29 protein-coding genes and 2 riboswitches are annotated in these 25,900 nt (G+C 65.3%); of the genes, 13 read left to right on the top strand and 16 right to left on the bottom strand.

What is annotated here, in order from left to right; genetic code table 11:
• The 3 genes from AC1DQQ_RS18295 to AC1DQQ_RS18285 are packed head-to-tail and all read right to left on the bottom strand — an operon-like array spanning position 1 to position 2,972.
• On the bottom strand, positions 1-897 hold the full coding sequence (locus AC1DQQ_RS18295) for an extracellular catalytic domain type 1 short-chain-length polyhydroxyalkanoate depolymerase (protein ID WP_478031396.1): 897 nt from the start codon (positions 895-897) through the stop codon (positions 1-3).
• A 58-nt stretch (positions 898-955) separates the two neighbouring features.
• The gene (locus tag AC1DQQ_RS18290; protein ID WP_478031395.1) at positions 956-1,384 is read right to left on the bottom strand and encodes a hotdog fold thioesterase; all 429 of its coding nucleotides are present in this window, start codon (positions 1,382-1,384) and stop codon (positions 956-958) included.
• 52 nt (positions 1,385-1,436) lie between these two features.
• Positions 1,437-2,972: an aminoacyl--tRNA ligase-related protein gene (locus AC1DQQ_RS18285; protein ID WP_478031394.1), complete on the bottom strand. Its 1,536-nt coding sequence runs from the start codon at positions 2,970-2,972 to the stop codon at positions 1,437-1,439.
• Between the two features lie 100 nt (positions 2,973-3,072).
• Between AC1DQQ_RS18285 and AC1DQQ_RS18280 the strand changes: the two genes are divergently transcribed.
• Both AC1DQQ_RS18280 and AC1DQQ_RS18275 read left to right on the top strand, forming a co-directional pair.
• Positions 3,073-3,861 (top strand): hypothetical protein, encoded by a 789-nt coding sequence (locus AC1DQQ_RS18280; protein ID WP_478031392.1) that lies wholly within the window; start codon positions 3,073-3,075, stop codon positions 3,859-3,861.
• Positions 3,862-3,871: 10 nt separating this feature from the next.
• Positions 3,872-4,831 carry a DMT family transporter gene (locus AC1DQQ_RS18275; RefSeq protein WP_478031391.1) on the top strand — a complete coding sequence of 320 codons (960 nt, stop codon included), beginning with the start codon at positions 3,872-3,874 and terminating at the stop codon, positions 4,829-4,831.
• A 7-nt stretch (positions 4,832-4,838) separates the two neighbouring features.
• On the opposite strand, the gene AC1DQQ_RS18270 is transcribed toward AC1DQQ_RS18275, so the two are convergent.
• From AC1DQQ_RS18270 to AC1DQQ_RS18235, 8 genes are all read right to left on the bottom strand, one after another.
• Positions 4,839-5,354, bottom strand: coding sequence for a CcdC protein domain-containing protein (locus tag AC1DQQ_RS18270; protein ID WP_478031389.1), 516 nt, complete (start codon positions 5,352-5,354; stop codon positions 4,839-4,841).
• A gap of 60 nt (positions 5,355-5,414) precedes the next feature.
• Entirely contained in the window at positions 5,415-6,989 is a 1,575-nt protein-coding gene (gene gcvPB, locus AC1DQQ_RS18265) for an aminomethyl-transferring glycine dehydrogenase subunit GcvPB (protein WP_478031388.1), read from the bottom strand.
• The gene (gcvPA, locus tag AC1DQQ_RS18260; RefSeq protein ID WP_478031387.1) at positions 6,986-8,344 is read right to left on the bottom strand and encodes an aminomethyl-transferring glycine dehydrogenase subunit GcvPA; all 1,359 of its coding nucleotides are present in this window, start codon (positions 8,342-8,344) and stop codon (positions 6,986-6,988) included. The genes gcvPB and gcvPA overlap by 4 nt, the downstream gene beginning before the upstream one ends.
• A gap of 100 nt (positions 8,345-8,444) precedes the next feature.
• Positions 8,445-8,816 (bottom strand): glycine cleavage system protein GcvH, encoded by a 372-nt coding sequence (gene gcvH, locus AC1DQQ_RS18255; RefSeq protein WP_478031541.1) that lies wholly within the window; start codon positions 8,814-8,816, stop codon positions 8,445-8,447.
• Positions 8,813-9,949 (bottom strand): glycine cleavage system aminomethyltransferase GcvT, encoded by a 1,137-nt coding sequence (gene gcvT, locus AC1DQQ_RS18250; RefSeq protein ID WP_478031386.1) that lies wholly within the window; start codon positions 9,947-9,949, stop codon positions 8,813-8,815. Before gcvT ends, gcvH begins: the two co-directional genes overlap by 4 nt.
• Positions 9,950-10,007: 58 nt before the next feature.
• Positions 10,008-10,117: riboswitch (glycine riboswitch) on the bottom strand.
• A riboswitch (glycine riboswitch) is annotated at positions 10,118-10,205 on the bottom strand.
• A 165-nt stretch (positions 10,206-10,370) separates the two neighbouring features.
• A complete protein-coding gene (locus tag AC1DQQ_RS18245) occupies positions 10,371-10,991 on the bottom strand; it encodes a hypothetical protein (RefSeq protein ID WP_478033125.1) in 621 nt (206 codons plus the stop codon).
• 193 nt (positions 10,992-11,184) lie between these two features.
• Complete coding sequence (locus AC1DQQ_RS18240; protein WP_066809068.1) at positions 11,185-11,394, bottom strand: hypothetical protein; 210 nt, start codon at positions 11,392-11,394, stop codon at positions 11,185-11,187.
• Between the two features lie 265 nt (positions 11,395-11,659).
• Positions 11,660-11,866, bottom strand: coding sequence for a cold-shock protein (locus AC1DQQ_RS18235; protein WP_478033017.1), 207 nt, complete (start codon positions 11,864-11,866; stop codon positions 11,660-11,662).
• Positions 11,867-12,104: 238 nt separating this feature from the next.
• Here AC1DQQ_RS18235 and ispH point away from each other — a divergent pair, with 238 nt between their 5' ends.
• The 3 genes from ispH (at position 12,105) to rnhA (ending at position 14,563) form a co-directional block, all read left to right on the top strand.
• Entirely contained in the window at positions 12,105-13,061 is a 957-nt protein-coding gene (gene ispH / locus AC1DQQ_RS18230) for a 4-hydroxy-3-methylbut-2-enyl diphosphate reductase (RefSeq protein WP_478046205.1), read from the top strand.
• A gap of 87 nt (positions 13,062-13,148) precedes the next feature.
• A complete protein-coding gene (thrB, locus tag AC1DQQ_RS18225) occupies positions 13,149-14,117 on the top strand; it encodes a homoserine kinase (RefSeq protein WP_478046203.1) in 969 nt (322 codons plus the stop codon).
• Complete coding sequence (rnhA, locus tag AC1DQQ_RS18220) at positions 14,114-14,563, top strand: ribonuclease HI (protein WP_478046202.1); 450 nt, start codon at positions 14,114-14,116, stop codon at positions 14,561-14,563. Before thrB ends, rnhA begins: the two co-directional genes overlap by 4 nt.
• A gap of 35 nt (positions 14,564-14,598) precedes the next feature.
• Here rnhA and AC1DQQ_RS18215 read toward each other — a convergent pair whose 3' ends face one another.
• The 3 genes from AC1DQQ_RS18215 to AC1DQQ_RS18205 are packed head-to-tail and all read right to left on the bottom strand — an operon-like array spanning position 14,599 to position 16,862.
• A complete protein-coding gene (locus AC1DQQ_RS18215; protein WP_478033022.1) occupies positions 14,599-14,775 on the bottom strand; it encodes a YegP family protein in 177 nt (58 codons plus the stop codon).
• Positions 14,776-14,826: 51 nt separating this feature from the next.
• Positions 14,827-15,921, bottom strand: coding sequence for an NAD(P)/FAD-dependent oxidoreductase (locus AC1DQQ_RS18210; protein WP_478046200.1), 1,095 nt, complete (start codon positions 15,919-15,921; stop codon positions 14,827-14,829).
• A complete protein-coding gene (locus AC1DQQ_RS18205) occupies positions 15,918-16,862 on the bottom strand; it encodes an alpha/beta fold hydrolase (RefSeq protein ID WP_478046198.1) in 945 nt (314 codons plus the stop codon). The genes AC1DQQ_RS18210 and AC1DQQ_RS18205 overlap by 4 nt, the downstream gene beginning before the upstream one ends.
• A gap of 49 nt (positions 16,863-16,911) precedes the next feature.
• Between AC1DQQ_RS18205 and AC1DQQ_RS18200 the strand changes: the two genes are divergently transcribed.
• The 8 genes from AC1DQQ_RS18200 (at position 16,912) to AC1DQQ_RS18165 (ending at position 24,578) form a co-directional block, all read left to right on the top strand.
• Positions 16,912-17,382, top strand: a complete 471-nt coding sequence (locus tag AC1DQQ_RS18200; protein ID WP_478033025.1) for an A24 family peptidase — start codon at positions 16,912-16,914, stop codon at positions 17,380-17,382.
• Positions 17,383-17,432: 50 nt separating this feature from the next.
• Positions 17,433-18,461 carry a Flp pilus assembly protein CpaB gene (gene cpaB, locus AC1DQQ_RS18195; protein ID WP_478041179.1) on the top strand — a complete coding sequence of 343 codons (1,029 nt, stop codon included), beginning with the start codon at positions 17,433-17,435 and terminating at the stop codon, positions 18,459-18,461.
• On the top strand, positions 18,461-20,191 hold the full coding sequence (locus AC1DQQ_RS18190) for a type II and III secretion system protein family protein (protein WP_478046196.1): 1,731 nt from the start codon (positions 18,461-18,463) through the stop codon (positions 20,189-20,191). Before cpaB ends, AC1DQQ_RS18190 begins: the two co-directional genes overlap by 1 nt.
• A 20-nt stretch (positions 20,192-20,211) precedes the next feature.
• Entirely contained in the window at positions 20,212-20,844 is a 633-nt protein-coding gene (locus AC1DQQ_RS18185) for a CpaD family pilus assembly protein (RefSeq protein WP_478033030.1), read from the top strand.
• Position 20,845: 1 nt separating this feature from the next.
• The gene (locus tag AC1DQQ_RS18180; protein ID WP_478033032.1) at positions 20,846-22,150 is read left to right on the top strand and encodes a CpaE/TadZ family protein; all 1,305 of its coding nucleotides are present in this window, start codon (positions 20,846-20,848) and stop codon (positions 22,148-22,150) included.
• Between the two features lie 49 nt (positions 22,151-22,199).
• A complete protein-coding gene (locus AC1DQQ_RS18175; protein WP_478041180.1) occupies positions 22,200-23,177 on the top strand; it encodes a type II secretion system F family protein in 978 nt (325 codons plus the stop codon).
• Between the two features lie 4 nt (positions 23,178-23,181).
• On the top strand, positions 23,182-24,180 hold the full coding sequence (locus AC1DQQ_RS18170) for a type II secretion system F family protein (protein ID WP_478033034.1): 999 nt from the start codon (positions 23,182-23,184) through the stop codon (positions 24,178-24,180).
• Between the two features lie 101 nt (positions 24,181-24,281).
• Positions 24,282-24,578 (top strand): hypothetical protein, encoded by a 297-nt coding sequence (locus tag AC1DQQ_RS18165; RefSeq protein WP_478033035.1) that lies wholly within the window; start codon positions 24,282-24,284, stop codon positions 24,576-24,578.
• 230 nt (positions 24,579-24,808) lie between these two features.
• On the opposite strand, the gene AC1DQQ_RS18160 is transcribed toward AC1DQQ_RS18165, so the two are convergent.
• Both AC1DQQ_RS18160 and AC1DQQ_RS18155 read right to left on the bottom strand, forming a co-directional pair.
• Positions 24,809-25,330 carry a DUF1254 domain-containing protein gene (locus AC1DQQ_RS18160; RefSeq protein WP_478033037.1) on the bottom strand — a complete coding sequence of 174 codons (522 nt, stop codon included), beginning with the start codon at positions 25,328-25,330 and terminating at the stop codon, positions 24,809-24,811.
• Positions 25,330-25,896 carry a DUF1214 domain-containing protein gene (locus tag AC1DQQ_RS18155; protein ID WP_478033039.1) on the bottom strand — a complete coding sequence of 189 codons (567 nt, stop codon included), beginning with the start codon at positions 25,894-25,896 and terminating at the stop codon, positions 25,330-25,332. Before AC1DQQ_RS18155 ends, AC1DQQ_RS18160 begins: the two co-directional genes overlap by 1 nt.
• Between the last annotated feature and the right edge of the window lie 4 nt (positions 25,897-25,900).

Here is a 25,900-nt window from a genome sequence, read left to right as displayed (position 1 = left end):
TCAGCGCCGGTGCGCGGCGAAGAACTCCCACATCAACGCGGTACCGTCGACCTTGCCGGTATTGCGAGTCACCCCCGGCCTTCCCAGACCGCGTCCCGGCCAGCCATGTTCGGCGCCCTTCATGATGTAGAAGTCGACATCCGCACCGGCGGCGCAGCCGGTCCATGTTTCGCGAACAAAATCGCTCGTCTCGCTCCGCACCGGGCCCTTGGTGCAACGGTTGGCGGCCGCCCAATAAGTCGCGGCGTAGCGCGAGGGCTTGTACGGCATGCCCTGCGACCGCCGAACGATGCCTGTCGTGCTGGTCCCGCCGGCGACGGGCACCTGCTCGTCCTTCTCGGCGTTGACGATCAGCACCGGCACCGCGGCTACAGGCCGCGGCTCGTTGCCGAACAACGCGCCGACAAAGATCGCCGCGCCGGCAATACGATCGCCCAGCTCGATCGCCACGCGCTCGGCCATCATCCCGCCGTTCGACATGCCGACGACATAGACGCGCTTCGGATCGACCGGCTGCGTGCGGTCGAGTTCGTCGATCATCGACCGGATGAAGCCGATATCGTCGATCTTCTCGCGCATCGCATAAGCGCAGCAGCCACCAGCGTTCCAGGTTTCGAGCTTGCCCAGGCGCGACGATCCCTCAGGCAACGCGAGGATGAAGCCTTCCTTCGCCGCCTTGTCGATCAGCCCGGCCGATTTGGCGACCTGCGCGCCATTGCCGCCGCCGCCATGGAGCGCGATGACCAGGGGCCGACGCCCGCTACCGGGCGGAACGAACAATTGATATGTGCGATTGCCGATCCGATGCGACACCAGCGGCCCATCGGCGGCTGGCGCGCTAGTCGGCAGCTGCAGCACGATGCCGGCGATCCCGATCAACACCAATATCCAACGCATGGTGGCCCTCCTTGCCCTCATGCGCGTTCAACGCGCGAGGGGCCGGCCACCCTTCGCGTCAGGCGACCGCGATCACCGCCAGCGTGATGCGCGACAGGCAGATCAGCTTGCCGGCATCGTCGGTGATGCGGATCGTCCAGATCTGCGTCGTGCGGCCGAGCGATTCGGCCTTGGCGACCGCGGTGACGTAACCCGACATTGCCGGACGGATATGGTTGGCATTGATCTCCATCCCGACCGTGACCTGTTTGGCCGGGTCGAGCGTCATCGCCCCGCCCATCGAGGCGACCGTCTCCGCTAGCGCGACCGAAGCGCCGCCATGCAACCGCCCGAACGGCTGATGCGTGCGATGATCGACCGGCATGCGAGCCGACACCCAATCGTCACCTGCTTCCAGGAATTCGACCCCGAGCAAGCCGGGCATCGATTTTCCGCCCATCGCCGTCATCGCTGCGAGGTCGGGTTTTTGGCCGCCGAACCAGATCATGCTGCCGGCGCTCCTGCGAAAGCAGACGCACCGCGAACGTGAGCGTCCATGTTCAGTAAGCCCGCGCAATCAGCACGCGCTCGACCGCCGGCGCGCCGGTGAAGATGCACGGACCGTCAGCCGGCGCCGAATCGCGCGGCGTATTGCGCAGGGTCAGCTTGAGCGCCTTCAATTGCTCCTCGACCTTGTCGAGATCGGCACCACTCGGCTTCGACCATTGCGCCAGCACCCAACCCGGCCTTTCGACGCCCTCCGCGAAGAACGCCTTCAGCCCGTCCATGTCGGTCACGTCGGTCGCGATATTGCCGTCCAGCCGCAGCTTCGCCTGTATGTAGAGACCGTGCTGGATCTCGGTCAGCAAGGCGGCCGCCTGCGCCACGCAGCCGTTCTTCGTCACGACAGCGCTGTCGAGCTTGCCGTCCTCGCGATAGAGCGCGTCGCGGCGGATCAGCGAGACGTTGCCCCCCGCCATGTCGCGCCCGCCAACCTCGATCACGATCGGCGCGCCTTTCTTGATCCAGCTCCAGCGCTTGGTGGTCGACTTGGTCGCCTTGAGGTCGAGCAGCACGCGCAGCGGCTCGCCGAACGCACTTTCCTTGACCAATGCCTCCCGGATGCCCTGGCAATAATCGATCAGCGCGGCATCCTCGTCATTGTCGCGCAGCATCGGCACGATCACGATCTGCCACGGCGCGACCTGCGGCGGCACGCGCAGCCCGTCGTCATCGCCATGCGTCATGATCAGGCCGCCGACCATGCGCGTCGACATGCCCCAGCTGATCGTGTTGGCCGGCTCGAACTGCCCCTCGGTGTTTTGGAAGCGGATGTTCTGCGCCTCGGCGAAATGGGTGCCAAGGAAGTGGCTGGTGCCCGCCTGGAGCGCCTTTCCGTCCTGCATCATCGCCTCGATCGACCAGGTCTCGACCGCGCCGGGGAAACGCTCATTTTCGGGCTTCTCGCCGGCGATCACCGGCATCGCGACGCATTCCTCGGCGAACGAGCGATAGAGTTCGAGCGCTTTGGCCGTCTCCGCTTTCGCCTGCTTGGCCGAGGCATAGGCCGCGTGCCCTTCTTGCCACAGGAATTCCGACGTGCGCAGGAACATGCGCGTGCGCATTTCCCAACGGACGACATTGGCCCATTGGTTGATCTGCACCGGCAAATCGCGCCATGACTGGATCCAGCGCGCGAACGCGGCGCCGATCACGGTTTCGGAGGTCGGCCGGACGATCAGCGGCTCTTCGAGCTTGGCGGCGGGATCGGGCACCAGCCCGCCCTTGCCGTCGGGAATCAGGCGGTGGTGCGTGACGACCGCCATTTCCTTGGCAAAGCCTTCGACATGCTCCGCTTCCTTTTCGAAATAGGAAAGCGGAATGAACAGCGGGAAGTAGGTGTTGTCGTAACCGAGCGCGCGGATGCGGTCGTCGATCAGGCGCTGCATGCGTTCCCAGATGCCGTAGCCCCATGGCCGCATGACCATGCACCCGCGGACCCCGCTTTCCTCGGCCATATCGGCCTCGGCGATGACGGTCTGATACCATTCCGCGAAGTTCTCGGCGCGGGTGACGGATAAAGCGTGCTTGATCATGACGGGGGCGGATAGCGGGAAAGTCTGCCCGGTCCAAGCGCCTGCTCTTGCCGAAAGGCCAGTGCGTCCCTTACGCTGTTGCGGGGCAAGGGGGGACTCTATGAGCTATAACGAGCGGTCTGACGGCTATCAGGGCGTCAAATACGGTGCCGTGGCGATGATCCTTATCGGCGGCGCCTTCGTCCTGAAGATGTGCGGTGGACTGGCTGGGATTTTTGGCGGCCTGCCACCGATGACGCCGTTGGCGGCACAGTCACAGCTGCTGAACGATCCGCAGAGTGGTCCGCTCTTCAAGACGCTACAGAAAACCTATCCGAGCGAATTCGACGGTCTGACCAATGAGCTCGCGCGGCGCGGCGCCGAATTCCAGAGCAAACAGGATATCGTCAGCGGCGGACGCGCCTATCTGCTCGCGGCGATGAAGCGGCACCTTGGCGAAATCGGAGAGGCCCCGCATGCGTCGCTGTCCGACTATCGCAAATCGGAAATCGCGGCGCTGCAGGCGTTGCAGATCGACGATGCCGCCTCGTGCGCTGCCTATTTCACCACTGGCGTCATCAACCTGCCCAAAGCCACGTCGGCGGTTAAGACGGCGATGACGGAGTTTCAGATCAAGACCTGGACGACCGCGGCAGCCGGACGGGACCAATCGGTAAAGCGCACCGTGGCCAAGCCGGGCGTAGAGGACGTCAAGGCGATCATGTCGAGAGCGGCGCAGGTTAGGTCGAATCAGGACGACGTCGATAAGCTGCTGGCAGGAACATCACTGCCCGACAAAGCCGAGTGTGGCGCAGGTCTCGCGTTGCTGCAGGGAATCGACGCATTGCCCGACGCCCGAGCAGATAATTTCACCGCTTTCATGGTCCAAACCGTCGCAGCCAAGCCCTGACCGCCGCCTTGTGCTGCGCGACGGCGCGGCGCATGGCAATGATATGGGGGCAGCGGCGCAGGAAAATAACGATCGCGTGATGCTGGGCATCGCGATGCGGCTGCTCGCGGTGTTCCTGCTGTCCAGCCTGTCCGCGCTGATCAAGGTCGCCGAGACGCGTGGCGCCAACCTCGCCGAGATCATGTTCTTCCGTCAGGGCGCCGCCGTGCCGGTAGTGCTCGCCTATATGATGGTCGCGGGCCCGGGCCCGGGCCTGGGCGCGGTGCAGTCGCGCGCGGTGCGCGGTCAGGTGATCCGCGCCACGGTCGGACTGACCGGCATGGTATTCAACTTCGGCGCGATACTGTTGCTGCCGCTGGCCGAGGCAACCACCCTGGCCTTCACCGTCCCGATCTTCGCGACAATATTGGGCGCGCTGGTGCTCAAGGAACCGACCGGCTGGCATCGCTGGGGCGCGGTGGCCGCCGGGTTCCTCGGCGTGCTGATCGTCACCCAACCGGGCAGCGGGCATTTCCCGATCGGCGGCGCACTGGTCGGGCTCACCTCGGCGGTGTTCGTCGCGCTGGTCGCGATCCAGCTCCGCCAGATCGGCAAGGTCGACGCGCCGGTCACGACGGTGTTCTGGTTCTCGTCGCTGTCGATGGTGCCGCTGACGCTGATCTATCCGTTCTACGCGCATGGCCACGACGCCACGACCTTCGCGGTATTGATCGCGATGGGCCTGGTCGGCGGGCTCGGCCAGATCGCCTTCACCGCCGCGCTCAAATACGCGCCGGTCTCCGCGGTGATGCCGATGGACTATTCGAGCCTGATCTGGGCGACACTCTATGGCTGGGTATTGTTCGGCATGCTGCCGACCCCATGGACCTGGGTCGGCGCGCCGGTGATCGTCGCCAGCGGCCTGTACATCGTCTGGCGCGAGCACCGCGTCGCACGCCACCCGCAGGTGCGCGAGGCGATCGCGGACTAGGCGCGGCTTAGGCCCGAGCCCCGCGCACCTCGTCGAGCATCTGGCGGGCACGCACGAACATCTCCAGCCGCGTGGCCGCGAACAGCCCCAGGGCCAAGGCGATCAGCACATCGGTGACCAGCATCGCGCTGATGTGAAAGCCGTTCCCCACCCCGCTCGCCAGAATGGTCTTGGCGCTCATGCGCACCGCGATCAGGACGACGATGAAGATCATCGCCGCAGGTGACGCCTTCTGGTTGAGCACATGCGTTTCGGGATCGACGTGGATCTGCATCATCTTGCCGCGCTGCCAGCCGATCGCGGCGCCGGCGAGCAAGGCCGCGGCGCTGATTGCCCAGCCGATCGCCGTCGGCGGAAACTGATAGAACATCACCCCGGCGAAGATCAGATAGATCGCCGGAACGATCCAGAGCGTCTCCAGCCGCAATCGGCGCAATTGGCTCATCCGCCGCAAGCGGAATGCCAGCAATGCTACAACGACGACTGTGGTGACGGCGTAACTGATAAGCTGTTGCTGCTGCATGACAGTCCCCGAGAAACCCCGGAGACTGTCATAGCAACCTAACTCACTCTCGCGCTAGCCCTATTCGGCCGCTTGCGCCAGCTCCGGATCCTTCCACACCAGCACCGGCTTGCGCGCCGCGAGCGTCTCGTCGAGGCGGCGGCGCGGGGCGAAATGCGGCGCCGAACGTAGCGACTCGTCACCCGCCTTGGCCCGCTCCGCCACCGAGCGCAGCGCGCCGATGAACTGATCGAGCGCCGCCTTCGATTCGGTCTCGGTCGGTTCGACCAGCATCGCGCCATGGACGACGAGCGGGAAGTACATCGTCATCGGATGATAGCCCTCGTCGATCAGCCCCTTGGCGATGTCGATCGTCGAGAACCCCTCGGGCAGGCCGTCGTCGGAGAAGATCGCCTCGTGCATGCACGGGCCGGAGGCTGCGAACGGCGCGTCGAGCGTGTCTTCCAGGCTGCGCAGGATGTAATTGGCGTTGAGCACCGAATCCTCGGCGACCTGGCGCAGGCCGTCGGCACCGTGGCTGAGGATATAGGTCAGCGCGCGGGTGAACATCCCCATCTGGCCATTGAACGCGCACATCCGTCCGAAGCTGTGCGGATGGCGGTCGCCGACGGTTTCCTCCTCGACCAGCGTGATGTGCCCGTCGGCATGGCGCTCGGTGAACGGCAAGGGCCCGTAAGGCGACAATGCCTCCGACAACACCACCGGCCCGGAGCCCGGTCCACCGCCGCCATGCGGGGTCGAGAAGGTCTTGTGCAGGTTGATATGCATCGCATCGATGCCGAGGTCGCCCGGACGCACCCGCCCGACGATCGCGTTGAAATTGGCGCCGTCGCAATAGACGAACCCGCCGGCCGCGTGAACCGCGTCCGAGATCGTCTTCATCTCGCGCTCGAACAAGCCGCAGGTATTGGGGTTGGTGATCATCACGCCAGCGACATCGGGGCCCAGCCGCGCCTTGAGCGCCTCGACATCGACGCGGCCTTCGGCGGTCGCGGGAATGTCCTCGACGGCATAGCCGGCGAACGCGGCGGTGGCCGGGTTGGTACCGTGCGCCGATTCGGGAACCAGGATGACCTTGCGGTGCCCCTCGCCCTTCGCTTCGAGCGCGGCCTTGATGCACAGGATGCCGCACAATTCGCCATGCGCGCCCGCCTTGGGAGTCATTGCGACGCCGTGCATGCCGGTGAGCTCGATCAGCCATACCGCGAGTTCGTTGATCACGCCTAGCGCGCCCTGCACGGTATCGACCGGCTGGAGCGGATGGACGTCAGCGAAACCGGGCAGCCGCGCCATCTTCTCGTTCAAGCGCGGATTGTGCTTCATCGTGCACGATCCGAGCGGAAACAGGCCGAGATCGATCGCGTAATTCTGGCGACTGAGCCGGGTATAATGCCGCACCGCTTCGGGCTCGGACAGGCCCGGCAGGCCGATCGGCGCGCTGCGCTCAAGTCCGCCCAGCCGCGAGGCGACCTTGGCCGGCTCGGCGACTTCGACACCGGTCGTCTCGGTCGAGCCGATCTCGAAGATCAGCGCCTCTTCGAGCATCAGCGCGCGGTTGCCGGTGAAGGTCCCGCTCGATCCTTGACCAGCTTCAGGCGTGGTCGGGCGCCAGCCGCTCTGGTTGATATTGCTCATGCCAGCGCCTCCTCGAGCGCGGAGGCAAGCGTCTCGACGTCCTCCGTAGTGGTGGTTTCGGTGACCGCAACGACCAGCCCGTTGGCGAGATCGGCGACGTCCGGGTAGAGCCGCCCGAGCGACACGCCGGCCAGGATGCCGTTGTCGGCCAACGCGCGAACGATCGGTCGGGCTTCCTTGGACAGCTTGAGCGTGAATTCGTTGAAGAAACCGTCATTGACCAGCTCGACCCCCGGCACCTTGGCCAGCCGCTCCGCCGCGGCGACCGCGCCGGCATGGTTGGTCACAGCGAGTGCGCGCAAACCCGCTTCGCCGAGCAAGGTCATGTGGATCGAGAAAGCCAGCGCGCAGAGCCCGCTATTGGTGCAGATGTTCGACGTCGCCTTCTCGCGGCGAATATGCTGCTCGCGGGTCGAGAGCGTCAGCACGAAACCGCGCTTGCCCTCGGCATCGACGGTCTCGCCGCAGAAGCGCCCCGGCATCTGGCGGATATATTTGTCCTTGCAGCCCATCAGGCCGACATAAGGGCCGCCGAATTGCAGTCCGACGCCGATCGACTGGCCTTCGCCCACGACGATGTCGGCATCCATCTCGCCCGGCGACTTGAGCGCGCCGAGCGCGACCGGCTCGGTCACCACCGCAATCAGCAGCGCCTTCTTGGCGTGCGCCGCATCGGCCAGCGGGCGGAGGTCGGCGATGCGGCCGAGAATGTCGGGATATTGCACTACGACGCACGACGTATCGTCGTCGATTGCCGCGATCAGGCTATCGATATCGGTGTCCGCGGACAGCGTCGGCAACGATGTTTCGAGATGATCGCCGGTATATTTGGCCATCGTCTTGGCGACCGAGACGTAATGCGGGTGGAGCCCGCCCGACAGGATCGCCTTGCCGCGCTTGGTGATGCGCCGCGCCATGCCGATCGCTTCCCAGCACGCGGTCGAGCCGTCGTACATCGAGGCATTGGCGACATCGGTCCCGAGCAGGCGCGCGACCTGCGTCTGGAACTCGAACAGCATCTGCAGCGTGCCCTGCGCGATCTCGGGCTGGTACGGCGTATAGGCGGTCAGGAACTCGCCGCGCTGGATCAGGTGATCGACCGAGGCCGGCACGTGATGGCGATACGCCCCGCAGCCGAGGAAGAACGGCGCGTCGCCCGCCGCGAGATTCTTCTTCGCCAACCTGGTCATGTGGCGTTCGACCGCCAGTTCCGAGGCATGCATCGGCAGATCGCGGATCGGCCCGTCGAGCTGGGCGATCGCAGGCACGTCGACGAACAGGTCATCGATCGTCTTGGCGCCGATCGTGGCGAGCATCGCCTCTCGATCGGGCTGGGTCAGGGGCAGGTAGCGCATTCAGTTTCCCGTCGCCCCGGCGGAGGCCGGGGCCGCTAGGTTTTGGCCGGCGCGCTCCATCACGAAGCGGCCCCGGCCTCCGCCGGGGCGACGCCTGAAATCACAGCTTCGCGACGAACGCGTCGTACTTCGCTTCGTCCATCAGGCCTTCGAGTTCGCTCGGATCGCTCAGGGTCAGCTTGAAGAACCAGCCCTCGCCATCGGCGTCCTCGTTGACCAGCCCGGGATTGTCGGCGAGCTCGGCATTGCCCTCGATGACCGTTCCGGAAACCGGCGAATAGACGTCCGACGCGGCCTTGACCGATTCGACCACCGCGGCCTCGTCGCCCTTGGTGACGGCCTTGCCCTCTTCGGGGACGTCGACGAACACGATGTCGCCGAGCTGGCCCTGGGCATAATCGGTGATACCGACGGTGCCGATATCGCCATCGACATCGACCCATTCATGATCTTCGGTGAAGTAGCGCATTATTTGCTTCCTCTGACGTAGCGGTGGGGAACGAAGGGCATCGCGGCGACGGTCGCTTCATGGACCTTGCCGCGCTGGTTGAGTTGGATGCGGGTGCCGACTTCCGCCATCGCGGCGGGCACATAGGCCATCGCGATCGGCGCGCCGAGCGTGGGGGCGAAGCCGCCCGAAGTGACCTTGCCGACTTCCGAACCGTCGGCGTCGAGCACCGCGGCGCCTTCGCGGACCGGCTGGCGCCCCTCGACCAGCAGGCCGACGCGCTTCACTACCGGCCCCTGCTCGCGTTCGAGCAGGATGCGCGCGGCGCCGGGGTAATTGGCTTCCTCGCGGCGGCGCTTGCTGGCGACCGCGAAGCCGAGCGCCGCCATCAGTGGCGTCGTCTCGGGATCGAGGTCGTGGCCGTAGAGCGGCAGATCGGCTTCGAGCCGCAGCGAATCACGCGCGCCCAGGCCGATCGGCTTCACCTCGGGTTCGCCGCAGAGCAGATCGGCGATCTTTTCCGCCGCATCGGCCGGGATCGAGATTTCGAACCCGTCCTCGCCGGTATAGCCCGAGCGGCTGATATAAGCGTCGACGCCCGCGATCTCGAACCGGCCGCCTTTCATGAACACCAGGACGTCGAGCGGATAGTCGCCGGTCGTGTGGCGCTTGAGGACGTCGAACGCCTTGGGTCCCTGCAACGCGAGCAGCGCACGGTCGTCGAGATGGTTGATGGTGATCTCGTCGGGCAGATGCTCGCGCAGATGGGCGATATCCTCGTATTTCACCGCGCCGTTGACGACCATGTAGATGCCGCCCGGCCAGCGGCTGAACATCAGATCGTCGAGGATGCCGCCATTTTCGGCGAGCAGCAGCGAATATTTCTGCTGGCCGAGCGTCACGCCCTTCACGTCGGCGGGGATCAGCTTCTCCAGCTCGTCGTCGAGATTGTCGCCCGACAGCAGCAGCTGGCCCATATGGCTGACGTCGAACAGCCCGGCCGAGTCGCGCACCCACAGATGCTCGGCCATGATGCCTTCATACTGGACCGGCATGTGATAGCCGGCGAACGGCACCATCCGCCCGCCGCGGGCGCGATGCCAGGCATCGAGCGGGAGCGTCTGCAGTTCGATCTCGGTTTCGGCTTCGTCGCTCACCCCAGGTCTCCCGATAACAGATGACGGCGCGACAACGGCCCGTGAGGACCGAATATCCGCCGCCCCCTCTGTCACGGAACCTGAGAGCTTTCACCACGCCTGACGGCGCAGCTTACCCCTTCGGTGGCACGGATGCATCGCCCCCGCACGCTTTCCAGAGCGTCGCTGTCGACAAACGCGGTCCGTTTGCCTGAGAGATTCCGGGGCGGTTGCTCCTTCGGCGGCAGGTCTCCCTGCGCTCTCCCGCGTCGTCAGCGACTAGAGCAATGCTGTGACGCGGTGCAGCAACCGAGTCAATCGCGTGTTTTTGTTCGCGCTGCCGCGCGGTAGCGGTGCCAGCCCGCTCCCCCACCCGGCCTCCCCCATAGAATATCCTGATTGGGAGGCCGGGTGGGGGAGCGGGCTGGCACCGCGATACGAATTAGCGCGTCGCGTTGTACTTCAGTTGGTCGTCGGTCAGCTGGAAACCGACCAGCGCCTCGAACGTCGCGCGCAATACGGCGTTGCGGACGTCGGGCGCGCTCAGCGGATCGACCGCGGCGGATTCCTTGCCGGCCTTGCGCTTTTCGGTGATGCGGCGCTTGACCTCATCCGGCAGCGTCGCCGCCGAGCGGTCGACGCTGGCGGTGGCCGATCCATTGACGCTTGCCCGCGTCTGGCCGGCATCGAAATGGACGACGACGCGGCCGACATGCTTGGCCACGACGGCATTGCCGCCCTGAACCACGGTGACGAAATAGGGCAGGGTCACGTCGCGCGCGCCATCGGCGCGGGCCCGTCGCGCGAGCACGGTGAAGGTGAGGTTGGTGACGACCTGAGTGCTCTCGCCATCATTGTTGCAGGTCGAGCGAACGTCGGTCATCGCCGCGACCACGTCGATCGCGGTGGCATCGCGGCTGGTCGCCGGGTCGAAGGTGGTGAGATCACCAGTCCCCGCCGGCACGCCGACCGTCGGACACGGCGTGCGCACCGCGGTAACGCCTGCACCCGATTCGGAAATGTCGAGTTCGCCACGGCTGGCACAGCCGCCGAGCACCAGCATTAGAGCGATCGGAGCGGCAAGAAAGCGGGGTGACACGAACGGCAGACCTTTTCGACACGGGAAGGGGCCGCGGCACGCGCCATGGCCCCTGACCCTCACATAAAGCAGCCGTCACCATAGGGTCGCAACCCGAGCGCGGCAACAGGCGCGCGCGCGTTTCGTCGACGACCCGCGACAGGGCGAGAAGTCGCGCCTATTTGCTGGCGATGTCGCTGGACTCGACGCGATAGGTTTCGCGGACGAACGTGCGCGCGGCGGTCTGCGTCTTGAACGCATCCTGCAGCACTTCGCTCGAGACGAGCGGATAGCCCTGCGAATTGAACCGCGTCGTCCGCACGGTCACGCGGAACACACCCTCCTCGTCTTTGGCCACAAGGAAGGGGCGAACGGGGGTTCTCGACATGACTATACTCCTGAGGGACCTCGCGGGCGCCAGATTGCGGGCCCGTGCGATCGATAAACGTCGCGTGAAAATCGCCCGGCCGGCGATGCCGATCGCGCCAAGCCCCGAAGGCGGCACGGATCGAACGCAACGGAAAACGCTATGCCGCCGGAGCGATAGGATCGCGCCGGCGGCACAAGCAGGTAACCTTCGAGCGGCGCGCAAGACTGGCCGAACAGGTCTCAGCGATCTGTCCCGCCGGAGTCACCCGCGCAGCCCGGTCAGGTCAGACCGCCTGAAGGTTCACGGCCGACGACTTGCCGCGCTGGTCGTTCTCGATGTCGTATGACACGCGCTGGTCGGCCTGGAGCGTCGTCATGCCGGCGCGTTCGACCGCGCTGATATGGACGAAGCTGTCATTGCCGCCGCCTTCCGGCGAAATGAAGCCATAGCCTTTGTCGGTATTGAAGAATTTTACTTTGCCGATCGGCATGAGATATCCCTTTCAAGGACAGTAGATTGTCCGCACGCTCGTGCACGCGGAGCTAGAAGCGAGAAAGGGAAGAGTCGGCTCGGAAGCGTCGGATTCCGTCGCCTGCGACGATAGCCCTCGCTATATGGGCGTCCTGGGCGAAAAAAGCAATGATGGGTTTGCCGTGCGACCATGTCGCCAACGGGTCGCGCCTCAAACCGCCTTTGCCTCAGCCGAGCAATCGCGTAGAGCGCCGGCCATGGCTTCCGCCCCGAAAAAAGCTCTCGAGCTGCTGATCGCGGCGCCGCGCGGTTTCTGCGCGGGCGTCGATCGCGCGATCCGCATCGTCGAACTGGCGATCGAGAAATACGGCGCGCCCGTCTATGTCCGGCACGAGATCGTCCACAACAAGTTCGTCGTCGACACCCTGCGGGCCAAGGGCGCGATCTTCGTCGAGGAGCTCGACGAAGTGCCTGATGGCGTCCCCGTGGTGTTCAGCGCGCATGGCGTGCCCAAGGCGGTGCCGGCCAAGGCGGCCGAGCGCGGCCTGTCCTATCTCGATGCGACCTGCCCTTTGGTCAGCAAGGTGCACCGCCAGGCCGAACGGCTGGTCGCCTCAGGCCGGCACATCGTGTTCATTGGTCATGCCGGCCATCCCGAAGTGATCGGCACGTTCGGCCAGGTGCCCGCAGGATCGATGACGTTGATCGAGACGGTCGCCGATGTGGCGACGTTCGAGCCGCACGATCCCGCGACGCTGTCGTTCCTGACCCAGACGACCCTGTCGGTCGATGACACTGCCGAAGTGGTCGCCGCGCTCCAGGCCAAATTCCCCGCTATCCTGGCGCCACGCGGCGAGGATATCTGTTACGCGACCTCCAACCGCCAGGCCGCGATCAAGGCGATCGCCAATGCGTGCGATGCGGTGTTGGTGCTCGGCGCGCCCAATTCGTCCAACTCGCTGCGGTTGGTCGAGGTGGCGGAGCGCCAGGGAATCCCGGCTCGGCTGATCCAGCGCGCGGGCGACCTCGACTGGGCATTTCTCGACGGCATCGGCACGTTGGGCATCACCGCCGGCGCGTCGGCGCCCGAGCAGTTGGTGCGCGAACTGATCGATCGGCTCGCCGAACGCTTCGATGTCACCGAGCGCGAAGTCGAGACGATGCAGGAGACGATCTCGTTCAAGCTCCCGCGCGGGCTAGAGGCGGCGGCGTGATCGCCATCGTCACCCCAGCGCGAGCTGGGGTCTCCGGCAGTATTTCCTTCGGCGAGATGCCAGCTTTCGCTGGCATGACGGCGTAGGATGGCGGTCTACACGCATGTTTCGGCCGAGGCGCTGGAGGAACTCCTCCTGCGCTACGATGTCGGCGAGCTCGTCTCGGCGAAAGGCATTGCCGAGGGCGTCGAGAATTCCAACTATCTGGTCGACACGACCAACGGCCGCTTCATCCTGACGCTCTACGAAAAGCGCGTCGAGGCCGACGATCTGCCCTATTTCATGGCATTGCTCGATCATCTCGCCGATCGCGGCAACCCGGTGCCGCCGGCGATCAAGGACCGCCGTGGCGAAGCGCTGCAAACGCTCGAAGGGCGTCCGGCGTGTCTGATCAGGTTTCTGCCGGGAGTTTCAGTCAGCCATCCGACCGCGGCGCAGGCCGAGGCAGCGGGCGCGGCAATGGGACGGATGCATGCCAGCCTGACCGACTTTGCCCAGGTCCGCGACAATTCGATGGGCGTTCGCACCTGGCAGCCTTTGTTCGATCGCTGCGGCCGATCACTCGACGACATGGCGGCCAATCTCCATGCCGAGGCCGGCGCCATGGTCGATCGCGTCGTGAGCAGCTGGCAAGGCGATCGTTTTCCGCAAGGCACGATCCACGCCGATTTGTTCCCCGATAACGTCCTGATGCGCGGCAGCGACGTCACGGGACTGATCGACTTCTATTTCGCGTGCAGCGACGCGCGCATCTATGATCTCGCGGTCATGCACACCGCCTGGTCGTTCGACGCCAGCGGGATGACCCATCATCCGGCGATCGGCGAGGCGCTGATCCGCGGCTATCACCGCACGCTGCCGCTGAGCGACGAGGAACGTGCGGCGCTGCCCGACTTTGCCGCCGGGGCCTGCATCCGCTTCTTCCTCAGCCGGGCGTGGGACTGGCTCAACACGCCGGCCGACGCGATGGTGACGCGCAAGGATCCGCTCGCTTACTGGCGCCGGCTCAAGGTCTACGATCCCGGTTTCGTGCGCGATTTCAAGTCGCTGGCATGACCGAATTAAGCCATGTCGAAATCGCCACCGATGGCGCGTGCAAAGGCAATCCCGGGCCGGGCGGCTGGGGCGTGCTGATCCGCATGGGTACCCGTGAAAAGGAATTGTCGGGCGGCGAGAAGCTGACCACCAACAATCGCATGGAGCTGATGGCGGCGATCGAGGGGCTCAACGCGCTCAAACGCCCGTGCCGCGTGACGCTGTCGACCGACAGCCGCTACGTGATGGACGGGCTGACCAAATGGATCCACGGCTGGCGCAAGAACGGCTGGAAGACCTCCGACAAGAAACCGGTCAAGAACGCCGATCTATGGCAGGCGCTGATCGACGCCGCCGCTCCTCACCGCGTTGAATGGATGTGGGTGAAGGGTCATGCCGGACACCCCGACAATGAACGCGCCGATAAGCTGGCCAGCGACGCCGCTTACGCCGCCGCCAAAGCTTAGTACCGGTTCAGTGTGGCTGAACCGGTACCCGAAAATCAGCTATTGTCCACGACCTCGGCGTCCGGTCCGTTCTTCTTGATCGAGTCGATAGCGTTCTTGGCGTCAGCCTTGTTCGCATACCCTTCAGTCGAGAACATGATCTCGCTGTTGTACTTGAATCGCACGCGGAATTCGTCGGCCTTGTCTTTGTAGATCTCGAACGTGTGAGCCATCGCGACTTCCTCCTTTGATTGATCCAGATTAGTCGGAGGCGACGCGCCGCGCTAGCGGAACCGCGCGGGGGTGTAACGATCCCGGTCTATTTCCGCGACGAGCGGATCGGGCGTGGTGCCGAGCAGCAAAGATGCCGCGACGAGGGATGCCGCCGGCGCGGTCTGGATGCCGAAGCCGCCCTGCCCTGCGCACCAGAAAAAGCCGGGCACGTGATTGTCGAACCCATAGACCGGCAAACGATCGGGCGCGAAGCTGCGCAAGCCCGCCCAGCTGCGCTCGACCCGCTCGATCCTCCAATCGACCACCTGTTCCAGCCGGTCGATCGCGATCGCAATGTCGATTTCCTCGGGCTGAACGTCGCCGGGCTCGCTCGGCACCTCATCATGCGGACTCAACCATAGCCGCCCGCCCGATTCCGGCTTGAAATAGAAGTCCCCGCCGATGTGCGCGACGTGCGGCGTATCGTCCGGCACCGGCGGATCGACGCGGAGCTGCACGAGCGCGCGTCGCAGCGGCTGGATCCCGATCGGCGCGACTCCGGCGATCGCCGCGACACGATCGACCCAGGCCCCGGCGGCATTGACCAGAATCCTGGCGGCGAACGGGCCGGCCTTCGTCTCGAGCTGCCACACATCGCTGCGCCGCGACGCCCCGGTCAGTCCGGCGTCGAGCACCAATTCAGCCCCAGCCTTCTTCGCGCGCGACAGCGCGGCGGCGTGGAGCCCGGCGACGTCGATATAGGCACAGCTCGGCTCCCACACCGCGAGAGCCCATTCGGGGCGCAGGCCAGGAATGCGGTCACGCGGGTCGACCAATGTCAGATCGACGCCGGTATCGGCGAATTCGGCCAGCATCGCTTCGATCTGATCGCGTTCCTCTTCGCGGCCGATGTGCAGCCCCCCCAATGGCTGGAGAAAGCCGCCGGCGTCGAGCACCGCGCGTGACGCGGCGGTCAACGGCTGAATCGCCGGTCCGCCATAAGTCTCTTCCCAAAAGGCCGCGGATCGTCCGGTCGCGTGATAGCCCGCGACGTCCTCGGCCTCGAGGATCAGGACGCTGGCATGGGGCGCGACCTCGGCCGCGAGCGCGGCGCCGGCGATCCCGGCACCGATGATGGCGATGTCCCAAATCTTATCACCGCTCATTGCTGCGCTCGTGCCGAAAGGAAGATGTCGATTTCCCCCAAGGCGCGATCGCGGACCGGGTCAACCTCGCGCAGGATTTCGTGTGCGCTTTCGTTGCCGAAGCGGACGAGGCGGGCATCGGGCAGCAGTCCCGCGACCTTGATCGCGTCGGCCGCGCGGACCAATTTGTCGGCTTCGGCCACCAGCACGAGCATTGGCGTCCTGACCAGCTTCACACGCCGGCTGGCGCGCAGCCGCCGAGTCGATTCGAACGCGCGCACGACCCAGCGCCAACTCGGCGGGCCCAATTTGATCTCTGGCTTCTGGTCCCACCACCACGGTTCGTCCGAATATCGGTCGGGATCGTGGGTGAGCAGCGACAGCCGCGAATCGCTGGTGCCCGGCTTCTCGTTCGACTTCCAGGCGCGGCGCTGGGGATTGCCGAGCTTCATGGCGATCTCGGCGATCCGCTCGCCGAACCCGGCGCTGATCGGCGCATGCAGTCCCATCATCGGCGCGATCAGTACCGCCGCATCGGGCTCGGCCAGCACCTTGGCCAGCGCACGGCAGACCAGATGTCCGCCCATCGAATGTCCCATGGCGACATGCGGCCCCGGCGTCGCGGCCGCCCACTCCTTCCAGAACGCGCCATAATCAGCGAGATAGGTCCCGAACCGGTCGATATCGCCGACATGGGGATCGTCGGTCAGCCGACCCGATCCGCCCTGCCCGCGCCAGTCGAACGACGTGATCGTCCAGCCCTGGTCATGCCAGTGACGGAAGGTCTCGAGATACTTCTCGAAGATGTCGCCGCGGCCGCCCTGGAACAGGATCGATCCGCGCGGCGCGGCCACCGCGGAGGGCCAGTCGAAGCGGCGCAATTGCCAGCCGTCGGGGGCAGTCCAGAACGAGATCGAGCTGCCGTCGGGATAGGTTCGGCGCGCTGTTTCGGAAGATACCATCCATGCTGGTTACTTTTTAGAAAGCCATGCCGTCTAGGTCTGTGATCCGATGGGCTGGGGAATTCTGTCTTACGTGCTCGGGGGAGCACTCGTTCTCATCCTGCTTTCGGCGGGCATCGAGGATGCTCGTACCCGAGAGATCGCCAATTGGAAGAATGCCGCGATCGCGCTGATGGCGCCTGCCTGGTGGTGGATGCAAGGCTATGGCTGGGCCGATGTGGCGTGGCAAATCGGCATCGCGATCGGCGTGTTCGCGCTGTTCGTCGGCGCCTTCCATTTCGGTTGGATGGGCGGCGGCGACGTCAAGATGATCGGCGCGCTCGCGCTATGGCTTCCCGGCCCAACTCTCTTCTTCATGCTGATGGTCATGTCGATCATCGGCGGCGTGCTGACGCTGATCATGATGTTCGACCATTGGCGCCGCAAAGCGCCGGGTGCGGTCGAGACGCCGTACGGCGTCGCGATCGCCATGGCATCGATGCTCGCGCTCGGTGAACCGATATTTAACCACTTTGCGTAGATTAACGGCGATCAAGTCGGGGTCATCGCCACAACGGGGCACGAAGCGTCATGGATAGTCGGAAGATCATTTTGCTGGTTGGCGCGCTTTTCGTCGCAGCCATCACCGCGTTCATGGCGCGCAGCCTGATCGTCGGATCGAGCGCCCCTATGGCCTCGGCCCAGGCGCCGATGGCGCCGGTCCAGACAGGCACCGAAGTGCTCGTCGCGACCAAGGCGCTGCCGATCGGCACGATCCTGGATGCGACCAGCTTCAAGTACCAGCCCTGGCCGAAAGAGCTGGTCGAGAACGCCTATTATATCCGCAAAGACGGATTCGACCCCAAGAGCCTGCAAGGCACGGTCGTGCGCTCGGTGATCACCGCCGGGCAACCGCTGACCCAGGGGTCGCTGGTTAAGCCTGGCGACCGTGGCTTCCTCGCCGCGGCGCTGACGCCGGGCATGCGCGCGGTCACCTTTCCGGTCCGCAACGAGAATTCAGTCGCGGGCTTCGTCTTTCCGGGCGACCGTGTCGACCTGACCCTGTCTCAGACCGTTGCCGGCGGCGGCGATGGCCCGCCGCTGAAGGTGGCGGAGACGATCATGAAGAACCTGCGCGTGCTGGCGACCGACCAGCGCACCACCAGCGATGTCGACGACCAGGGCAAGACCGTGGTCCGCAACATCTCGATGGTGACGATCGAGGCGACGCCCGCAATCGCCGAGAAGATTTCGGTGGCGCGCTCCTTGGGCGACCTTTCGCTCGTGCTGCGTCCGCTCGCCGACTCGGCGTCCGAACTCGATCAGGCGATCGCCGATGGATCCGTGAAGGTGCCTGACGGCAAGGATCCGAAAGCCGAAAAGGCGATGCTCGCAACTGCCGACGTGCAGCCGAGCGCGGGCAAGACCAGCTTCGCCACCGGTGCCGACGTCTCGCGCTTCCAGCGCCGCACCGTGCCGGGCAAGGCCGGAGATGCGACGGCAGGCGGAACTGCAGGTGCTATTCCGGGCGGCGCCCCGGCCATTACCGGCCCCATGGTGCGTGTCGTCCGTGGGAACAACGTGACCGAAGTACCAATCGGTCGTGGGGGGAAGAACTGATGCAAGCGACAATCGTTTTGAACCGGATCGTTGCGGCTACCGTCGCGACGGCGCTGGTAGCGAGCATGCCGGTCGAGGCCGCCGGCGGTGGTCGGCAGACCACTCGCCGGGCGCCGGCCAAGCCCGTTCGTGTCGGCGCCTTGCCACAGGGCACGCAACGCCCGACGACCGAAGTGATGCTTTCGGTGGGCCAGGGTGAGGTCATCACCCTGCCCGCCGACGCCGCCGATGTCTGGGTCGCGAATCCGAATGTCGCCGATGTCGACGTGAGCAACCCACGCCAGATCCGCCTGTTCGGCAAGGATTACGGGGAGACCACGGTGTTCGTCACCGCCGCCAGTGGCCGGGTGATCTATTCGACCAATGTTCGCGTCGCCCAGAACCTGACGTCGATCGATCGCATGATGAAAGCGGCCATGCCAGACGCCGACATCAGGGTGATGACCGTAGGTCAGATCGCCGTGTTGACGGGTACCGTGGCGGCGCCGGCCGATGTCGTCCAGGCGCAGCAGATCGTCGCCGCCTTGCTCAACCCCGGCATCGACATCTCCAATCCGGCGACGCCGTTGAAGATCGCGGTGATCAACCGCCTCCGCACCGCGACGCCGTTGCAGGTCAATTTGCAGGTCAAGATCGCCGAGGTCAGCAAGGCATTCGCCAAGGACATCGGCAACAACATGTTGACCAAGGACAATACCGGCGGGTTCAACTTCGGCGTCGCCACAGGACGGTCGCCCGGATCGCTCACGCCAACACAGCTTTCCACCTATCCCACGGCCCACGTTCCGCTGCCCGGTGGCGGCTATATCGATGGCCCGTACAACCCTGCGACGGGCCAGTTCATCAATCCGAGCAGCACCTCGGTCGCGACGATCACCAAGGGTGCCGGAAATACTACCCTGGGCCTCGCCGGGCGCCTGTTCGGCCTCGACATCCTGTCGGCGCTCGACCTCGGCGAGACCGACGGCCAGGTGACGACGCTCGCCAATCCGAACCTGACCGCGCTGTCGGGTGAGACCGGCTCGTTCCTCGCCGGCGGCGAAATCCCGATCCCGGTCAGCCAGGGGCTGGGCGCGGTGTCGGTCGAATTCAAGCAATATGGTGTCAGCCTGTCCTACACCCCGACTGTGCTCGCGGACGGCCGCATCTCGATGCGCGTCCGCCCCGAAGTGTCGGAATTGTCCGCGGCCGGCGCCGTGACCCTCAATGGCGTCACGATCCCGGCGCTGACGACGCGACGCGCGGAAACGACGGTCGAGCTCGGCTCGGGCCAGTCCATGGTGATCGGCGGACTGCTGCAGAACAGCACCAACAACCAGATCGACAAGGCCCCGGGCATCGGCGACGTGCCGGTGCTCGGCGCGCTCTTCCGGTCGACCAGCTGGAAGCGCAACGAGAGCGAGCTGATGATCGTCATCACGCCGTATCTGGTGAAGCCGGTCAACGCGAACGAGATCGTCCTGCCGACCGACGGCTACAAGGCGCCGACCGATCTCGGCCGCGTCTTCCTTGGCCGCTTGGGCGAAGGCACCAACGGCGGCGATCGTCCCAAGCCGACGATGGCCGTACCGATGGTTGCGGGCCCCGCGATCGGCGCCAACGCGCCCGTGCCCGCGGCGCCGACGACGCCACAGCCGAGCTCCGACCCGGCGACCGCCGACAAGAAGGCGCTCCTGCCCAAGAAGTCGAAAAAGGGCGATCAGCCCGCCACTCCCGGCTTCAGCCTGTAACGCGCGAGGAACAGTCAGACATGCGTACGATCCTCATCGCCTCCCTCGCCGTTCCCGCTTTGATGCTGGGCGGCTGCGGCACGCTCAATCGCGGCGTCGACTCGATCAAACAGCCGGTCGTCAGCCGCACCGATTATGTGTTCGACGCGCAATCGACCACGGCCGGCCTGGCGCCGGGCGAGACCGAGCGGGTCGCCGGCTGGCTCGCCTCGATGCGGTTGCATTATGGCGACCGGATTTCGGTCGACGATCCCAATCCTTACGACTCGCGCGCTCGCGCGCAAATCGCGGCGATCGTCTCCAGCTATGGCATGCGTCTTGCCGACCGGGCGCCGATCACCAATGCGCCGCTAGCGGCCGGCATGGTCCGCGTCGTCGTCAGCCGATCCACCGCCACGGTCCCGGGCTGCCCCGATTTCACGCGCAGCGGATCGAGCGAATTCGAAGGCAGCTCGACCTCAAATTTCGGCTGCGCGAGCAACGCCAGCCTGGCCGCGATGGTCGCCGATCCGCTCGATCTGGTCCGAGGCCAGGCGGGTGACGGCACAGCCGACCCGATCACCGCGGGTCGGGCCATCGGCACGTATCGCAAAGCCGCTCCGACCGGGGCCGGCGGCACCACAGTCAAATCCGAATCGACGGGAGGTAAATAAGATGAACGCGCCGTGGAAACCCGCTGGCGTCGCGCATCGCGAGCCATTCGTCGCCTATGTCTGCGACGAGACGACCGCCGAAGCGCTGCGTCCGATCGTCAGCGAGATGGGCTGGTCGGCCGAGAAAGTGAACAAGGGCGGGTTGCGTAACGCGGTCCAGTCATTGTCGGTCTCGGCGAGTCCGCAGGTGCTGTTCGTCGACCTCAGCGAATCGGGCGATCCGCTTAACGACATCAATGCGCTGGCGGAAGTCTGCGAACCCGGCACCGTCGTCATCGCGGCGGGCCAGGTCAACGACGTCCGCCTGTATCGCGACCTGACCGCGAGCGGGATCCAGGATTATCTGCTCAAACCGCTCAATGCCGACATGTTGCGTGAGACTTTCGGCAGCGCGCAGGCCGTGTTGAACGCGCCGCGGCTGAATGAGGTCTCGCCGGATCGTCCGCATTCCGCGACGGCGGTGATCGGTACGCGCGGCGGCACCGGTGCCTCGACCATCGCGACCTCGGTCGCGTGGCTGATGAGCGAGAAGGGCGGCCGCACCACGGCGTTGCTCGATCTCGACGTGCATTTCGGCACCGGCGCGCTGGCGCTCGACCTCGAGCCGGGCCGAGGCCTGACCGATGCGATCGAGAATCCCAGCCGCATCGACGGACTGTTCATCGAACGCGCGATGGTCAAGGCCAGCGAGCGTCTCGCCGTGCTGTCGGCCGAAGCGCCGATCAACTCGCCGATGATGACCGACGGCTCCGCTTTCTACCAATTGCAGGAAGAGATGCGCGCCGCGTTCGAATGCACGGTGGTCGACCTGCCGCGCGCGCAGCTGATCCAGCACCCACATCTGATCAGCGACATCCAGACGACGGTGGTCGTCACCGAGCTGACGCTGGCCGCGGCGCGCGACACGATCCGCATCTTGTCATGGTTGAAGTCGAACGCGCCCGGAAGCCAGGTCCTGGTGGTCGCCAATAAGGTGCCCGCCGGTGGGCAGCTGGAGATCAATCGCAAGGATTTCGAGGGCTCGATCGAGCGCCGCATCGATTTCGTCATCCCTTATGACCAGAAACTGGCGGCACAGGCAGCCAAGCTGGGCAAGACGCTGGCCGAGGCCGGCAAGGGATCGAAGACGGTTGCGCCGATCGGCGAACTCGCCAGCCGCCTGTTGGCGGCGGGCGATTCGGCCGAGGCCGCGGGCGCCGCTGCGGGCAAAAAAGGCGCGGGGAAATCGGCGGGTCAGTCTCTGATGGGCAAGTTCGCCGATCTCAAGTCGCTGATGCCGAGCAAGAAAGCCGCGAAGTCGAGTTGACCATGGCCGGTCCATCCGGGCCGGCACCAACAAGTGGAGCGTTTGAGCGATGCCATTGGTGCCGCTGATCACGGTGATTGCAGGGGCGGCGACCATGCTGTTGCTGCTGGCGTTCGCCTTTGCCGGCCCGTCGGTGGCAAAGGCGCAGACTCGCCGGCTGGGCGCGCTCCGCGAACGCCATAGCGGCGCCGCCAGCGACGTGGCGATGGCTGCGCAAATGCGCCGCATCACCGGTAAGCGCGACAGTAACATGGACACCGCGATGATGCGGTTCCTGCCGCGTCCGGCCGTACTCAAGAAGCGCCTCGCCATGACCGGCAAGAACTGGACCGTCGGTCAATACGGCATGGCGACGTTCGGCATCATGCTGATCGTCGCATCGCTGATGATGATACGCGGCGCGCCAATCGCGATCTCCGTCTTGATCGCGGTCATCTTGGGTGGTGGGCTGCCGCATTTCGTGGTCGGCTATTTCATCAAGCGCCGGGTCAACAAGTTCACCTCCAAATTCCCCGACGCGATCGAATTGCTCGTGCGCGGGCTGCGCTCGGGCCTGCCGATCAGCGAAACCATGGGCGTGGTTGGTGCCGAAGTGCCCGGCCCGGTCGGCGAGGAATTCCGTGCGGTATCCGACAAGATGAAGATCGGTCGCACGATGGACGCAGCGCTACAGGAAACCGCTGACCGTCTTGGCACGCCCGAATTCCAGTTCTTCGTCATCTCGATCGCGATCCAGCGCGAGACCGGCGGCAACCTCGCCGAAACGCTCGCCAATCTCGCCACGGTGCTTCGTCAGCGTGGCCAGATGAAGCTGAAGATCAAGGCGATGTCGTCGGAATCGAAGGCATCGGCCTATATCGTCGGCTCACTGCCGTTCATCGTGTTCGGCCTGATCCTGTGGATCAGCCCGGCCTATATGGGCAATTTCTTCGTCGATCAGCGCCTGATCGTCGCCGGTATCGGCGGCTTCATCTGGATGTCGCTGGGTGGCTTGATCATGGCCAAAATGGTCAATTTCGAGATCTGAGGCCATGGAACCGCACCACACAACCCTGCTCGGCGTCGACGTCCTTTGGGTAGGCACCATGCTTGCCGGGGTCGCTGCGTTCGCTGTCATGCTGGCCATCTACGCCGCGACCACCGTGCGCGATCCGATGGCGCGTCGCGTTAAGGCGCTCAATGATCGCCGCGAACAATTGAAGGCCGGCATCACAGCTTCGACCAGCAAGCGCCGCGCGAAATTGGTCCAGAAGAACGAGACCACCGACCGCATCCGCTCGATCCTGCAGAGTCTGAAAGTTCTGCAGGATAGCCAGCTCAAGGTCGCGCAGACCAAGCTGCTCCAGGCCGGCATCCGCAAGAAGGAATATGCGGTCGCGGTCATCTTCGGCCGGCTGATCCTGCCGATCCTGTTCGGCCTGCCGATGCTGTATTTCGTGTACGGCACCGACGCGTTCGCGACCTGGTCGCCGCTCAAGCAATATGGTCTGGTCGCCGGTGCCTTCATCCTGGGCTACAAGGGCCCAGACATCTACCTCAAGAACAAGATCCAGAAGCGCTCGTCAGCGATCCGCAAGGGCCTGCCCGACGCGCTCGATCTGCTGGTGATCTGCGCCGAGGCCGGCCTGACCGTCGACGTTGCGTTCCACCGCGTGTCGAAGGAATTGGGCCGGGCCTATCCCGAGCTGGGCGACGAATTCGCACTGACCGCGATCGAGCTCGGCTTCCTCTCCGACCGCCGCCAGGCATTCGAAAATCTGGCGACGCGCGTCGACCTCGACGCGGTCAAGGGCGTGGTCACGACCATGATCCAGACCGAGAAATACGGCACCCCGCTGGCCTCCGCGTTGCGCGTGCTGTCGGCAGAATTCCGCAACGAGCGCATGATGCGCGCCGAGGAAAAGGCCGCGCGCCTGCCCGCAATCATGACCGTGCCGCTGATCCTGTTCATCCTGCCGACCCTGTTCATCGTCATTCTCGGCCCGGCGGCGTGCAGCATCAACGACGCCTTCCTGCACGGCGGCCACTGATCCGATCGATCCCCCTCCCCGGTTGCGGGAGGGGGATTGCTTGCACCCGAGGGCAACCGCGCGCAGCATGACGCGTTCACATCCCAACAGGGAGAGACGCGATGATGTTCACCGACCCCAATCAGATCGCCATAATCGTGCTGGTCCTGATCGTCGGACTGGTCCTCGGGCTGATCCTGGCGCCCAAGGGCACCAAATGGCGCACGCGCTATGAAGCGGAGCGCGACGCGCATGCCGCCTATCGCCAGGATGCCGATGCCAAGACGCGCGATCGCGACGCGCTGACGACCAATCGTGACGCCTATGTCCGCGATCTGGAGAAGGCGAAGATCGATTTGGCCGCCGCCAATGAGAAGCTGGCGGCCGAGAATGCGGAGTTACGGGCAAGGACGGCGTGAGCACTTAGTTCCCTCTCCCCTTGTGGGCGCATCAGGTCGGCCATGCCCCCGGCATGACCTAAACAGCGCGGGGCGCTGTTTACCTGATGCGGGAGGGAGCCGACGTAGTCGGCGGAAGGGTGAGGGGGAGTCACGAGCCACGTCGCCTGTGAGTCCCCCTCACCCTTCCCACGCCTTCGGCGCGGGCCCCTTCCCTCTCCCACAAGGGGAGAGGGAGATTTGACCACCCCCTAACTCAACGCCTTACAACTCGATTTCTTGCGCGCGGCGTCGATCGCGCCAAACTGCGTCCGATCGGGGGCCAGAATACGAAGCAACGCAATCCCGGTCGTGCCGGTGACGCGGACCGCGGTCATGCCGTCAGGCACCGGCTGACCGGCTTGGGCGATCGCGATCCGGATCGGCTGGTTGCCGGCATCGATATTGTTGCGGACATAAGCGACGTCGGTGCGCGAATCGAACACCGACAGCGACCAATAAGGCGCGGGCACCGGCTCGACATCGACCAATACGGGCCCCTTCGACAGATCGAACGGACAGGACGAATAGGCCAGATCGGGGCTCGGCCGGACGATCGCGCGCGCCTTGTCGGTGGCGAGCGGGGCGGCGAACATCGCGTTATACCCCGCCCCCTTCGCGATCCGGTGGGTGGCGAGGCTCATCAGCACGCGTGGGAATTGCGCCAGCGCGACATGATAGCCGACGAACGCCAGCGCCAAGCCGAGCAGTAGCGGGAACAGCCAACGACGCATCAGCAGCCCTCCTTGACGATCGCTGGGAGCCGGTCGCGCGTCAGCGTGCCGAGCCCGCCATCATCGGGAAGATAGACGCGCAAGGTCAGTTCGAACCGGTCGATGCGGCCGGTCGGCAGCCATAGGCCGGCCTGCTCGGCCGGCGCGACGATCACGTCCCATGCCGCGGGATTGGGCACCGCCGCGCTGGCGATGGAGAAGCGGTTGGCCTGGTTGGCGACGAGATAGCCGGGATGGTCGTAGAGCGTCAGGCTCCACCATTTGGCTGGAATGGCTCCGCCCGACACGCGATAGCGGCAGCGGCCATCGAGCGGATCGCCGGCGCTGTCGACCGCGGCGTTGTAATAACGCGCTTCATGCGCCGGAAGCGCGAGCAACCCGCGCAACGACACCACCGCGCGGGTGAACGCGCCGGCGCGCGCAGTGCCGAAATCGCTGCCGGTGGTCCAGGGGCCGATCGCGCGGCTGGCGCCGAACACGCCAGTGCGGACATGCTGGATGGCGGCGCCCGCCCCGAGCGCTAGGCCGAGCGCCGCACACACTGCATATCGGATCCAGGGCTTCATACCC

The sequence above is a fragment of the Sphingomonas sp. P4_G3 genome, assembly GCF_056401105.1.
Note: the sequence above shows the minus strand (reverse complement) of the source record. Positions and strands in the feature narration are given on the sequence as shown.